This is a genomic window from Nocardia sp. NPDC004123 (assembly GCF_053603795.1).
Window position 1 is genome coordinate 33,864 of the sequence record NZ_JBSGGG010000002.1, and the last position, 13,560, is coordinate 47,423.

The following is a 13,560-nucleotide window of genomic DNA, read 5'->3' on the forward strand; positions in this document are numbered from 1 at the left end:
CTCGCCGGACCGCCTAGGCCTCGGGCCGGTCTTCCTCGGCGGCGATCGCGCGCACCTGTTCCTCGTATCGGGCGCGCACCTGCTCGTCGGCCGGGTGCAGCGCCCGGTCGCCGTTGAAGAGCCTGCGCACCAAGCGGACCGCGGGCTCGGGTGCGGCCGCCAGCGCGACGTCGATGGGGCCCAGGTAGTTCGGGACGGCGACCTCGGCGCGGCGGGTGCGCACGGTCCCGAGCACGGCCTCGGCCACGTCCTCCGGGTCGACGGTCGGCATGCCACCGCCCAGCGCCAGGCCCGAGGACAGGCGGGTGCGCACGGCCGATGGCATGACGCAGCTGACGCTGACGCCGTGCGGCGCGAACTCCAGGCGCGTGGCGGCCGACAGGCCCACGGCGGCGAACTTGCTGGCGTTGTAGACGGCCAGGCCCGGAATCGGGATCTTGCCGGCCAGCGAGGCGACGTTCACCACGTGGCCGTGGCCGCGCTCGATCATGCCGGGGACGACCGCGCGCATGCCGTGGATGAGGCCCCAGACATTGACGTCCATGGTGGTGTGGCCCACCGCGTCCGGTTCGTCGAGGAAGGCGCCCGCGGGCATCACGCCCGCATTGTTGACCAGGATGTCGACCGGCCCGAAGTCGGCGACGACCTTGTCCCACTGGGTCCGGTCGCGCACGTCGAGCTCGAAAGCCCTGGCGTCCAGGGCGGCCGCGGCCGTCTGCGCGGCGGCGGTGTCCACATCGGCGATGGCGACCTGCGCACCCTTGCTCGCGAAGAGCCCGGCGGTGCACTGACCGATGCCGCGGCCCGCGCCGGTGATCAGAACCCGGGCGCCGGTCAATTCGATGGCGGGATAGCCGTTTCCGAAGATGCTCATCTGAACTCTCCCTGTTCGACCTGGCGGCGGGTGCTGCCCAGGCTGTGTTCGAAGGTGTCGAGACGGCGGCGGCCGTCCATGAAGTTGGGACCCATGACCGCGAGATCCCCGGCCGTGGCGTCGATGCGCAGCACCCGCACGCCACTGGCGCGCAGCAGGGTGATCTCGGCATCGAGCTTCTCGCTCATACGGTTTCGCAGCTGGCGCTCCAGGAAGTGGCCGGGGCCGGTGACCGGCAGGCGGCCGGTGGAGGCCATCGGGGCGATCACCACGACCTCGTCGAGGCCGGCCGGGATGAGCAGGTCGGCGGACGCGGTGGAGGCCGCGCCGCCGTCGATGAACCGGCGGCCCGCGATCGGGACGGCCGGGAACCAGCCGGGCACCGCCCACGAAGCACGCAGGGCCGCACCGAGATTCGCGTCGGGTGCGGACGGGGACCCGAAGGCCACCCGCTGGCCGCCGGCATTGTCCATGGCCACCAGCCAGGTCGCCGGGTGCTGGACCCAGTCCCGGCCGGGGTTCAGCCGCTCGGCCAGTCGCTGGAGCCAGGCCGGGTCGCCGCCCCCCTGCGGCAGCAACCCACTGCCCGCGGTGAGCAGGGCGTGACCGTTTCCGGGACGGGCCAGCAGTTCCCGGACCGCGCGGCCGGGCGCGCCCAGGCGTGGGCGCGGCAGCGGCGGGAATCGTCCGGGCTCCGAGCGCATGTGGTCGGTGAGGATCGGGTTGGTGGCGGTGCCGCGCTGCATGGCGACCAGGTCGTCGACCCCGATGCCACTGCCCAGCATGGTCAGCGCCTCCGCGCCCGCCGAGGTGCCGATCATGACGTCGGCGGTGCGCGGGTCCCAGTCGAGCACGTCCCGTACCGCGGCCAGCGCGGCGACGATCCAGGCCATGCCGACCGTGCCGCCGCACCCGATGGCCAGGCCACGTCGCTGTGACCCGTTCCTGTTACTCATGGTTTCGCAGACTAGCAGTTTTCACATACCGTCGGTATCCCAAATCCTGGAGTACATAGAATCGTGGCCATGGCACGACTCACCAGGACCGAGAGCCAGGCGCGCACCCGCGCGGACCTGCTCGCCACCGCGCGCGAGATGTTCCTGACGGACGGGTATGCCAAGACCAGCCTGGAACGGGTCGCCGAGGAGGCCGGGTACTCCAAGGGCGCGGTCTACTCGAACTTCCGGACCAAATCCGCGCTCTGCCTCGAGGTGCTGGCCCTCATTCACGAGACCAAGTTCACCGAGCTGAGCGACCTGCTCGCCGGCGAGGACGACCTGGAGGCGCGGATGGAACGCTTCCAGGGCTGGGCCGAGCGCACACTCGGCGATGTCGGCTGGACCCTGCTGGAATTCGAGTTCGCCATCGTGGCCCGCGACAACCCGGATCTGCAGGCCGCGCTGGTCTCCAGCCTGAGCATGATGCGCGGCGCGGTCGCGGTTCAGCTGCAGGCGCTGGCCGACTCCATGCACCTGACCCTGCCCATGTCGGCCGAGGACGCCGCGACCACGCTACTGAGTCTCGGCCTGGGCCTTGGCATTCAACGCGCCGTGGACCCCGGGATCTCGGCCCGCCTGATCACCGACGCCGTGCGGGCCATGCTGGCCGCCGCGCAGCGCATTCCGCAGCGCTAGCTGGTCACGGGCGGAAGTGGAGCGTCCATTCGCCCCGATAGTGCAGCCGGGTGACGGTGACGGGCGGAACATCGATGCGCCAGAAGGACTTTGCTGGCGCATCGAGGGTGACCAGCAGCGCGGCGCGGATCACCGCGGGATGCGTGACGGCAATGGTGGGTTCGCCGTCGAGGGCGATATCGGCGAGCCATTCGCCGGTGCGCTCGATGACGTCGACCACCGCCTCGCCGCCGTGACCGCGGAAGCCCGGGTCGGTCAGCCAGAGATAGAGGTCTTCCTTGGGCACGGACATGAGTTCGCCACCGCGCCAGGCCCCGGCGTCGAGATCGCGTAGTCGATCGTCCTCGTCGCCCGTGAGTCCCATGAGGGTGGCGGTTTCGACGGTGCGGCGCTCGGGGGCGGTGATCACCCGGGCGGCGGTCAGGCGGCCGCAGGCGGAGACCGCGCGGCGGCCCGCGTCCGTGAGGGGTTCATCGACCGGGAATCGTGCTCTGCGCATCGCCTCGGTCATACCGTGACTGACCAGGTCGAGTCGGAGCACCTTCTGCACGGTCCGAAGCCTACGCGCGGGATCTGGAGGCGTATCGCGATGCCGTGTATGACGGGGTTGCCCCCACAGATTGGCGGAGTCTGTCGGTGCGCGGGTGCAGACTGGGGCAATGCATCGGTTCTCACCCGCGACCAGAGAGTGGTTCGACGGTGCGTTCCCCGCGCCGACGGCCGCGCAACTGGGGGCGTGGGAATCGATCGCGGCGGGGCAGCACACGCTGGTGATCGCGCCCACGGGGTCGGGCAAGACGCTGTCCGCGTTCCTGTGGGCCATCGACCAGCTGGCCACCCGGGAACGGGTCGAGGGGCCGCGCAAGACATCGGTGCTCTATATCTCTCCGCTCAAGGCGCTGGCCGTGGATGTGGAGCGGAATCTGCGGGCGCCGCTGGTCGGGATCACGCAGACGGCCCAGCGTTTGGGTGTGGCAGCACCGGAGATTCGCGTGGGGGTGCGCTCCGGTGACACCAGCGCCGCGGATCGGCGCACCATGCAGCGCACGCCGCCGGACATTCTGATCACCACCCCGGAATCGCTGTTCCTCATGCTGACCTCGGCGGCGCGGGAGACGCTGAGCGGGGTGCACACGGTGATCGTGGACGAGGTGCACGCCATCGCGGGGTCGAAACGCGGTGCGCACCTGGCACTTTCACTGGCACGACTGGACCTGCTCCGCTCCGCCTCCCCGGGCTTCGAACGTCCGGCACAGCGGATCGGGCTGTCGGCGACGGTGCGGCCGCCGGAGGAGGTGGGGCGGTTCCTGGTCGGGAGCGCGCCCATCACCATTGTCGCGCCGCCCGCGCCCAAGACCTTCGACCTGTCGGTACGGGTGCCGGTGCCCGATATGACCGAACCCGATGCGGGCGCCGAGGATTCGGATCAACCGGGCTCGATCTGGCCGCACGTGGACGAGGCCATTGTGGATCTGGTGCTCGAGCACCGGTCGTCGATCGTGTTCGCGAATTCGCGGCGGCTGTCGGAGCGGCTCACGGCGCGCCTGAACGAGGCGTATGCGGCGCGCATCGGCGAGACGGTGGACACCGAGCACGCGCCGCCCGCCCAACTGGGCGCGTCCACGGAGGTGATCCACGGCGCCACAACGCTTCTCGCGCGCGCCCATCACGGGTCGGTGAGCAAGGAGCAGCGGGCGCTCATCGAGGACGACCTCAAGAGTGGGCGGCTGCGCTGCGTGGTCGCCACCAGCAGCCTCGAACTCGGCATCGACATGGGTGCGGTCGAGTTGGTGGTACAGGTGGAGGCGCCGCCGTCGGTAGCCTCCGGGTTGCAGCGGGTGGGCCGGGCCGGGCACCAGGTGGGTGAGATCTCGCGGGGCGTGATCTTCCCCAAGCACCGCACCGATGTCATCCACTGCGCGGTGGCGTCCCTGCGCATGACGGCGGGGCAGATCGAGCGACTCCAGGTCCCCGCCCACCCGCTCGACATCCTCGCCCAGCAGACCGTGGCGGCCTGCGCCCTGGAGTCGATCGACGCCGACGCCTGGTTCGACACCGTCCGCGGCACGGGAAGCTATGCGGCGCTGCCCCGTTCGGCCTACGAGTCGGTCCTGGACCTGCTGGCGGGACGCTACCCCTCCGACGAGTTCGCCGAACTCCGGCCGCGCATCGTCTGGGACCGCGACGCGGGCACCCTCACCGGCCGCCCCGGCGCGCAACGGCTGGCGGTGACCTCGGGCGGGGCGATTCCGGACCGCGGCCTGTTCCCGGTCTTCATGGTCGGCGAAAAAGCGTCCCGCGTCGGCGAACTCGACGAGGAGATGGTCTACGAGTCGCGGGTGGGCGATGTCTTCGCCCTGGGTGCGACGAGCTGGCGGATCGAGGAGATCACCTTCGATCGAGTACTGGTGACACCCGCCTTCGGGCTCCCCGGCCGGCTTCCCTTCTGGCACGGCGATTCCCTGGGCCGCCCCGCCGAATTGGGCGCGGCGCTGGGTGAATTCGTGCGCCTCGCCGGACAGGCCGTCGAACAACACCGCGCGGCCGGCCGGGGCACGGCCGAGCCCCCGGCGGCCGGACCGAAGGCAACCGGGAAATCCAAGGGGCGAGCTCCCGTCGAATTGGCACAGGCTCTGGCCGAATTCGCCGCGGGTCACGATCCCGAAGCCGAGGCGGCGGACTCGACGAAAGCCGCTGTTTCGAAAGCACGCGCCTCGAAAGCCGCCGGGCGCAAGCCCACGCCGGAATCCGAACTCGAGCGGGTCTCCCGGACAGCGGGCCTGGACGAGAACGCGACCGGGAATCTGGTGGCGCTGCTCGCCGAACAACGGGAGGCCACCGGGCAGCTGCCGACGGACAAGACGCTGGTGGTCGAGCGGTTCCGGGACGAACTGGGCGACTGGCGGGTGGTGCTGCACTCGCCGTACGGGCTGCCCGTGCACGCGCCGTGGGCACTGGCCGTCGCGGCCCGGCTGCGGGAGCGGTTCGGGGTGGATGCCGCGCCGACCCCGTCGGACGACGGGATCGTGGTGCGCCTGCCGGACACCACCGACGATCCGCCGGGGGCCGAGCTGTTCGTGTTCGAGACCGACGAGATCGACGATCTGGTGACCGAACAGGTCGGCGGCTCCGCGCTTTTCGCGTCGCGATTCCGGGAGTGCGCGGCGCGGGCGCTGCTGCTGCCGCGCCGGGATCCGGGCAAACGCGCGCCGCTGTGGCAGCAGCGTCAGCGGGCGGCGCAGCTGCTGGACGTGGCGCGCAAGTTCCCCGAGTTCCCGATCCTGCTGGAGACCGTGCGGGAGTGCCTCCAGGACGTCTACGACCTGCCCTCGCTGCGGGACCTGCTGGGCCGGGTGGCGCGGCGGCAGATCCGGCTGGTCGAGGTGGAGACGGCCGCGCCGTCGCCGTTCGCGAATTCCCTGCTGTTCGACTACATCGGGCAGTTCATGTACGAGGGCGACAGCCCGCTGGCCGAGCGGCGGGCGGCGGCGCTGTCGCTGGATTCCAGCCTGCTGGCGGAGCTGCTGGGCCGGGTCGAGCTGCGGGAGCTGCTGGATGCCGGGGTGCTGGAGCAGACCGAGCGGGAATTGCAGCGACTCACGCCCGAGCGGCAGGCGCGGGATCTGGAGGGGCTGGCCGATCTGCTGCGACTGCTGGGCCCGCTGACGGCCGCGGAGGCGGCCGAGCGGTGCGTGGCGGAGCCGCGCGAATGGTTCGCGGAGCTGGTGAAATCGCGCCGGGCACTGGAGGTTTCCTTCGCGGGGTCGCAGTGGTGGGTGGCCATCGAGGACGCGTCGCGGCTGCGGGACGCGCTCGGCGTGCCGCTGCCCATCGGGGTCCCGGCGGCCTTCATCGAGCCGGTCGCCGATCCGCTGGGCGATCTGATCGGCCGCTACGCGCGCACGCACGGGCCGTTCACCCTGACGCAGGCGGCGCATCGTTTCGGGCTGGGCCCGGCCGTGGCGGCCACCGCGCTGCACCGCCTCGGGCTCGAGAAGCGGGTGGTGGAGGGCGAATTCACGCCCGGTGCGGCGGGCGCGGAGTGGTGTGACAGCGAGGTGCTGCGCCGCCTGCGCCGGCGCTCGCTGGCCGCCGCCCGCAAGGAGGTGGAACCGGTGGCGACCGCCGCGCTGGGCCGCTTCCTGCCGTCCTGGCAGCATGTCGGCTCCGGGGAGCTGCGCGGCGTCGACGGCGTCGCCGCGGTGGTGGAACAGCTCGCGGGCGTGCCGATTCCGGCCTCGGCGTGGGAATCGCTGATCCTGCCGCTGCGGGTGCGCGACTACTCTCCCGCCATGCTGGACGAGCTCATGGCCACCGGCGAGGTGATCTGGTCGGGGCACGGGTCGATCACCGCCAAGGACGGCTGGATCGCCCTGCATCCGGCCGAACAGGCGGGGCTGACGCTGCCGCCGCCCGATGACATCGATCTCACCGAACGGCACATCGGGCTGCTGACGACCCTGGGGGCCACCGTGATCGGCGGCACCGTCGATGCGGCCGCGCGGGTCGCGGGGGCGGAGGGCGAGGAGCCGGTCGGCACCACCCTGCCGAAGGGCGAATACCAGGTGGTCGCGGGCAATACCGGGGGCGCGTACTTCTTCCGGCAGCTGGTGGACAGTGCCGGCTCCGACGACGAGGCCACCGTGACGACCGCACTGTGGGATCTGGTGTGGGCCGGGCACATCGGCGGCGACACCTTCGCGCCCGTGCGCGCCCTGCTGGCGGGCACCACCCGCACCACCACCGCGCACCGGACGCCGCGCCGCGCCCCGCGCGGTCGAATGTACCTGCCGCGCACCGGAATGCCCGCCCGCGCCGCCTCGCCACAGGTGTCGGGCCGCTGGTCGCTGCTGCCGGAACGGGTGGCCGACACCACGATTCGCGCCCACGCCACCGCCGATGTGCTGCTGGAGCGGTACGGCGTGCTGACCCGCGGCTCGGTGCAGAGCGAAGGCGTGCCGGGCGGGTTCGCACTCATGTACCGGGTGCTCACCGAGTTCGAGGATCGCGGCCGCTGCCGTCGCGGATACTTCGTGGATTCGCTGGGCGGCGCGCAGTTCTCGACCACCGACGTGGTGGACCGCCTGCGCTCCTTCGACACCGATCGCACCCGCACGGCGAGCGATGGCTTCGCACCCGAGCCGGTCGGCATCGCGGTGGCCTTGGCGGCCTGCGATCCGGCGAATCCGTACGGCGCGGCGCTCCCCTGGCCCAAGGCGGCGGCCGAGGGGGCGGGACACCGTCCCGGTCGCAAGGCGGGTGCGCTGGTGGTCCTGGTCGACGGCGAACTCGCGCTGTATCTGGAGCGCGGCGGCAAGACCCTGCTCACTTTCACCGAGGACCCGGCGGTGCGCACCGCCGCGGCCACCGCCCTGGCCGCCCTGGTCCACGACCGCCGGGTGGACTCCCTGGTCATCGACCGGGTGAACGGGGAATCGGTGCACGGCAACACCTTCGCCGGCTTCCTCACCGAGGCCGGTTTCGCGACGACCCCGAAGGGCTTCCGGCTACGGAGCCGCCCGTGAGCGCGCATGCCTGAGGGCGACGCGGTCTTCCTCACCGCCAACCGGCTCCGAAAAGCCCTGGCGGGCAAGGTGCTGACCCGCAGCGACTTCCGGGTGCCCAGATACGCGACCCTCGACCTGAGGGGCCGGGAGATCGAGAGCGTCGGGACCTACGGCAAGCACCTGTTCGTCCGCACCCCGGACCTGAGCATCCACACCCATCTCAGGATGGAAGGCGAGTGGCGGGTCTATGCGCCCGGACAGCGGTGGACCAGACCGGGTTTCACCGCGCGCCTGATCCTCGCCACCGCGGACGCCGAAGCCGTCGGCTTCTCCCTCGGCCTGGTCGAAGTCCTGCGCCGCCCCGACGAACACACCGCGACCGACCATCTCGGCCCCGATCTGCTGGGCCCGGACTGGGATCCCGCCGAGGCGGTCCGCCGCCTGTCCGGCGACCCCGGCCGCCCGATCGGCCTGGCCCTGCTCGATCAGACCAACCTCGCCGGGATCGGCAATATCTACCGCAGCGAAGTCTGTTTCCTCCGCCGCGTCCATCCCGCCACCCCGGTCGGCGAGATCGAGGACCTGCCTACCCTGGTCGACGAGGCCCACCGTGTCCTGGTCCAGGCCGCCCACGAACCACCTTGGCGCGCACAGGCATACGGCCGCCAGCACCGCCCCTGCCCGCGCTGCGGCACGGCCCTGGTCGTCCATCTGCTCGGCGACGACGCGAACGCCACCCGCGCCGAACGCGGCATCTACTTCTGCCCCCGCTGCCAGCCGCCCCACCGCTGACCGCTCTCGGCGGCCGGGCCGTGGTGCGATATTTCACGCGACAGGCACAATTCGTCGCTGCCGAAATGCGTTCCCGGGCCCGGTTTCCGGGCCTAGGGTCATCGACCTGGGCGATATCACCACCGCCCGCGGCACCGAGGTGATGCTGCCGCTGTGGGTGCGGCTCATGGGCGCACTGGGCACCACCGAGTTCAACTACAAGTTGGTGCGCTGAGCGTCCAGCACTTCCCGGCGCGCCTCCGGGGCCACCAGGCGCAGCGCGTCGGCGGAGGCGTCGTCGGGCTGGGTCTGGGAGTCGATCTCGGCTCGGACCCGGGCGGTGTAGATCGCCACCTCGCGCTCGATATCGGCCTCCGACCAGCCCAGCACCGGGGCCACCAGCCGCGCCACCTCGTCGGCGGAATCGATACCGCGGTGGGCGTATTCGATGGAGATGCGGGTGCGCCGGGCCATGATGTCGTCCAGGTGCAGGGCGGCCTCGGCGACGGCCGCGTAGACGGCCTCCACCCGCAGGTAGCCGGGCGAGTCCGTGATCGGTTGCAGCAGATCGGGTTTGCCGTCGGCGAGACCGAGCACCTCGTCGATGAGGGAGCCGTAGCGGTTGAGCAGGTGCTGGATCCGGTACGGGTGGACGCCGTACTTCTCGGCCAGGTGCGGGGTCTGGTTCATCAGCGCGTGATAGCCGTCCGCGCCCAGCAGTGGCACCTTCTCGGTGATGGTGGGCGGTACCCGCTGCGGAATGTACTGTGCCGCTTCGTCGACCGCGTCGTAGGCCATGACCCGGTAGGTGGTGTACTTGCCGCCGGCGATGGCGACCAGGCCGGGGGCGATGCGGGCCACCGCGTGTTCGCGGGACAGCTTGGAGGTCTGGTCGCTCTCCCCCGCCAGCAGCGGCCGCAGACCCGCGTAGACGCCGGTGATATCGGCCTGGGTGAGCGGGGTGACCAGCACCTTGTTGACTTGTTCGAGCAGGTAGTCGATGTCGGATTTGGTGGCGGCCGGGTGCGCGAGGTCGAGATTCCAGTCGGTGTCGGTGGTGCCGATGATCCAGTGGTCGGTGTTCCAGGCGATGACGAAGAGCACGGACTTCTCGGTGCGCAGGATGAGCGAGGTATCGCTGGCGATGCGGTCGCGCGGCACCACGATGTGCACACCCTTGGACGCGCGCACATGGAATCGGCCGCGTTGCTGTGCGAGCGACTGGATTTCGTCGGTCCAGACGCCGGTGGCATTGATGACGACATTGCCGCGCACCTCCGTGGTGCGGCCGTCCTCGGTGTCACGCACCTTGATGCCGACCACCCGGTCCGCCTCCTTGAGGAAGCCGACCACCTGCGTGGAGGTGCGGATGACCGCGCCGTAGTGGGCGGCGGTGCGGGCGACGGTCATGGTGTGGCGGGCATCGTCGACGACGGTGTCGTAGTAGTTGACCCCGCCGGTGAGGGCGTCGCGCTTCAGGCCGGGGGCCTGCCGCAGCGCGGCCGAGCGGGTCAGATGATGCTGTCCGGGAACGGATTTCGCGCCGCCCATGGTGTCGTAGAGCACCAGGCCGGCGGTCACGTAGGGACGCTCCCAGCCGAGGTGGGTGAGCGGGTAGAGGAATTTCAGCGGCTTCACCAGGTGCGGCGCCAGCGTGGACAGCGCCAGCTCGCGCTCCCTGAGAGCCTCACGGACCAGCCCGAATTCCATCATCTCCAGGTAGCGCAGGCCGCCGTGGAACATCTTGGAGGAGCGGCTGGAGGTACCGGAGGCCAGGTCGCGGGCCTCGACCAGGGCGACCTCCAGGCCCCGGGTGGCGGCGTCCAGCGCGATTCCGGCGCCGACCACGCCGCCGCCGATGACGATGACGTCGAAGGTGTCCTTGCCGAGCCGCCCCCAGGCAGCCTCACGCCACTCGGGGCCGAGGAACTGCGATCGCGATTGATTCGTCATGCGAGTCTCCTCCGGGCTAATTTTCGGCTACCCAGCGCTACCGTAGCCCACAGTAGTAGGTCCGTTCGGTTAGCCTCGATCAATGCGTCGCTATGTGGCCGCCATCGATCAGGGCACGACGTCGAGTCGGTGCATCGTCTTCGATCATCAGGGCCGAATCGCCGGAGTCGCTCAGCGGGAACACGAACAGATCTTCCCGCGACCCGGATGGGTCGAACACGATCCCGAATCCATTTGGCGCAATACCGAATCGGTGATCGCCGAGGCATTGCGGACTTGCGGCATCGGGGCCGCGGAGGTGGCGGCCGCCGGTGTCACCAATCAGCGTGAGACCACCGTGGTCTGGGAACGCGCCACCGGCAAGCCCATCCACAACGCCATCGTCTGGCAGGACACCCGCACCGCCGACCTCACCACGGAACTCGCCGGCGACCAGGGCCCCAACCGCTACGCCGACCGCACCGGCCTGCCGCTGTCCACCTATTTCGCCGGGCCGAAACTGCGCTGGATCCTCGACGCCGTGCCGGGCGCGCGGCAGCGCGCCGAATCCGGGGAACTGTGCTTCGGCACCATGGACAGCTGGATCCTGTGGAACCTGACCGGCCTGCACATCACCGACGTCACCAATGCCTCGCGCACCATGCTGATGGATCTGCGCACGCTGCAATGGGATCCGCAGATCTGCGCCGAATTCGGCGTGCCCATGGCCATGCTGCCCGAAATCCGCAGCAGCTCCGAGGTTTACGCGCCCATCACCGTCGGCGCCCTGGCCGGCGTCCCAGTGGCCGGCATTCTCGGCGACCAGCAGGCCGCCACCTTCGGCCAGGCCTGCCTGTCCCCCGGCGACACCAAGAACACCTACGGCACCGGCAATTTCATGCTCATGAACACCGGCACCACCCCGGTCTTCAGCGAGCACGGGCTGCTCACCACCGTCTGCTATCGGCTCGGCGATCAGCCCGCGGTCTACGCCCTGGAGGGCTCGATCGCGGTCACCGGCTCGCTGGTGCAGTGGCTGCGCGACAATCTGGGCATCATCTCCGCCGCCGAGGAGATCGAACCGCTGGCCCGCACGGTCGCCGACAATGGCGGCGCGTACGTGGTTCCCGCCTTCTCCGGCCTGTTCGCCCCGCGCTGGCGGCCCGACGCGCGCGGCGTGGTGGCCGGCCTGACCCGCTTCGTCACCAAGGGGCACCTGGCCCGAGCCGTGCTGGAGGCCACCGCTTTCCAGACCCGTGAGGTCATCGACGCCATGCGCGCCGATGCCGACGCGCAGCGCCTGGATGTCGAGAAGGTCACCCTCAAGGTGGACGGCGGCATGGTGGTCAACGAACTGCTCATGCAGTTCCAGTCCGACATCCTCGACGCCACCGTGGTCCGGCCGGTCGTCACCGAGACCACCGCCCTGGGCGCCGCCTACGCGGCCGGTCTCGCGGTGGACTACTGGTCCTCCACCGACGACATCCGCGCCAACTGGGCCGAGGACAAGCGCTGGACCCCGGCCATGCCGGCCGCCGAGCGCGACCACCTCATGGGCGAATGGAACAAGGCGGTGGAACGCACCTACGACTGGGTGTGAGCACTACTTGCGAGCACTACGCCGACGCGTGCGCCTTGGCCAGCCGGTCGACGGCTTCCGCGAGCGTCGCCTCGTCGGAGGTGGTGAAGCACAGCCGCATCGAGTGGGTGTAGTCCGTGGAGACGGCGAAGGCATTGCCGGGGACGTACGCGACGCCCACGTCGAGCGCCCGGGACAGCAGGGCGGTGGTGTCGGTGCCGTCGGTGAAGTCGACCCACACGAACATGCCACCGGCGGCGTCGGTGCTGGAGACGCGGTCGCCGAAGCGGCCGCGCACGGCGTCGACGAGGGCCTTGGCGCGGGTGCCGTAGACCTGGCGGACCGAATCCACGTGGCCGGCAAGCCATTCGGTGTCGGCGAGCAGGTCCGCGGTGATCTGCTGGGTCAGCGCCGAACCGCACAGGTCCGCACCCTGCTTGAGCAGCTCCACGGCGCGGCACACCGGGGCGGGGGCGATCATCCAGCCCGCGCGCAGCGTGGGGGCGAGGATCTTGGAGGCGCTGGAGAGGCGGATCACGTTGGGCGAGTAGGTCGCCACCGGGGCGGGCGAGGGCCGGTCGAACCAGAGCTCGCCGTACGGGTCGTCCTCGATGATCCAGAAGCCGTACTGCTCGGCCAGATTCGCCAGCTCGCGGCGGCGCTCGGGGCTCAGGGTGACCCCGCCCGGATTGTGGAAGTTGCTGACCGTGTGGACCACGGCCGGGCGCTCCCCCGCCGCCAGCAGCTCACGCAGGGCGTCCAGGCGCATGCCCTCGGAGTCCAGGGGCACGGCCATGATACGCGCCCCGGCGGCCCGGAAGACCTGCAGCGCACCGACATACGCGGGATCCTCCACCACGACCAGTGCGCCCGGGTCCAGCAACACCTCCGACAGCAGCGAGAGCGCCTGCTGCGAGCCGTGGGTCACGAAGATCTCCTCGACCGGGACCGCGCGGCCCAGCCGGCCGGACTCGCGGGCGGCCAGCACCTCGCGCAGCGGGCCCCAGCCCGGGGACTCGGTGTACTGGAGCCGGGAGCGGTCGGACAGCGCCGCGTCGGCGGCTACCGCGATGCGGTCGCGGGGCATGAGTTCGGCGTCCGGCAAACCTCCGGCCAAGCTGATGATGTCCGCGCGCGAGGTGAGCTTGAGCAGGTCACGAATCGCCGAGCTCTGCAGGCCGTCGAGACGCCGCGCGAGGGGCGGGAAGGTCGCGGACATGGAAACACCTCCGAAGGCGATGCCGGGGTATGCGAAATTCCACC

At 70.8% G+C, this 13,560-nt stretch carries 9 protein-coding genes; 4 read left to right on the forward strand and 5 right to left on the reverse strand.

Annotated elements, in window-relative coordinates; genetic code table 11:
- Positions 1 to 13: 13 nt before the first annotated feature.
- On the reverse strand, positions 14 to 874 hold the full coding sequence (locus ACWEQQ_RS02615; protein WP_452338503.1) for an SDR family oxidoreductase: 861 nt from the start codon (positions 872 to 874) through the stop codon (positions 14 to 16).
- The gene (locus tag ACWEQQ_RS02620) at positions 871 to 1,830 is read right to left on the reverse strand and encodes a patatin-like phospholipase family protein (protein ID WP_452338502.1); all 960 of its coding nucleotides are present in this window, start codon (positions 1,828 to 1,830) and stop codon (positions 871 to 873) included. Before ACWEQQ_RS02620 ends, ACWEQQ_RS02615 begins: the two co-directional genes overlap by 4 nt.
- Positions 1,831 to 1,899: 69 nt before the next feature.
- On the opposite strand from ACWEQQ_RS02620, the gene ACWEQQ_RS02625 reads away from it, so the two are divergent.
- Complete coding sequence (locus ACWEQQ_RS02625; protein ID WP_452338501.1) at positions 1,900 to 2,508, forward strand: TetR/AcrR family transcriptional regulator; 609 nt, start codon at positions 1,900 to 1,902, stop codon at positions 2,506 to 2,508.
- Between the two features lie 4 nt (positions 2,509 to 2,512).
- On the opposite strand, the gene ACWEQQ_RS02630 is transcribed toward ACWEQQ_RS02625, so the two are convergent.
- Entirely contained in the window at positions 2,513 to 3,058 is a 546-nt protein-coding gene (locus ACWEQQ_RS02630) for a histidine phosphatase family protein (protein ID WP_452338500.1), read from the reverse strand.
- Between the two features lie 109 nt (positions 3,059 to 3,167).
- On the opposite strand from ACWEQQ_RS02630, the gene ACWEQQ_RS02635 reads away from it, so the two are divergent.
- On the forward strand, positions 3,168 to 8,033 hold the full coding sequence (locus ACWEQQ_RS02635) for an ATP-dependent helicase (protein WP_452346897.1): 4,866 nt from the start codon (positions 3,168 to 3,170) through the stop codon (positions 8,031 to 8,033).
- Positions 8,034 to 8,039: 6 nt separating this feature from the next.
- Positions 8,040 to 8,807 carry a DNA-formamidopyrimidine glycosylase family protein gene (locus ACWEQQ_RS02640; RefSeq protein WP_452346898.1) on the forward strand — a complete coding sequence of 256 codons (768 nt, stop codon included), beginning with the start codon at positions 8,040 to 8,042 and terminating at the stop codon, positions 8,805 to 8,807.
- A gap of 195 nt (positions 8,808 to 9,002) precedes the next feature.
- Here ACWEQQ_RS02640 and glpD read toward each other — a convergent pair whose 3' ends face one another.
- Positions 9,003 to 10,739, reverse strand: coding sequence for a glycerol-3-phosphate dehydrogenase (glpD, locus tag ACWEQQ_RS02645; RefSeq protein WP_452338497.1), 1,737 nt, complete (start codon positions 10,737 to 10,739; stop codon positions 9,003 to 9,005).
- A gap of 82 nt (positions 10,740 to 10,821) precedes the next feature.
- Between glpD and glpK the strand changes: the two genes are divergently transcribed.
- Positions 10,822 to 12,318 carry a glycerol kinase GlpK gene (glpK, locus tag ACWEQQ_RS02650; protein WP_452338496.1) on the forward strand — a complete coding sequence of 499 codons (1,497 nt, stop codon included), beginning with the start codon at positions 10,822 to 10,824 and terminating at the stop codon, positions 12,316 to 12,318.
- 16 nt (positions 12,319 to 12,334) lie between these two features.
- Here glpK and ACWEQQ_RS02655 read toward each other — a convergent pair whose 3' ends face one another.
- Positions 12,335 to 13,516 carry an aminotransferase-like domain-containing protein gene (locus ACWEQQ_RS02655; protein WP_452346899.1) on the reverse strand — a complete coding sequence of 394 codons (1,182 nt, stop codon included), beginning with the start codon at positions 13,514 to 13,516 and terminating at the stop codon, positions 12,335 to 12,337.
- Between the last annotated feature and the right edge of the window lie 44 nt (positions 13,517 to 13,560).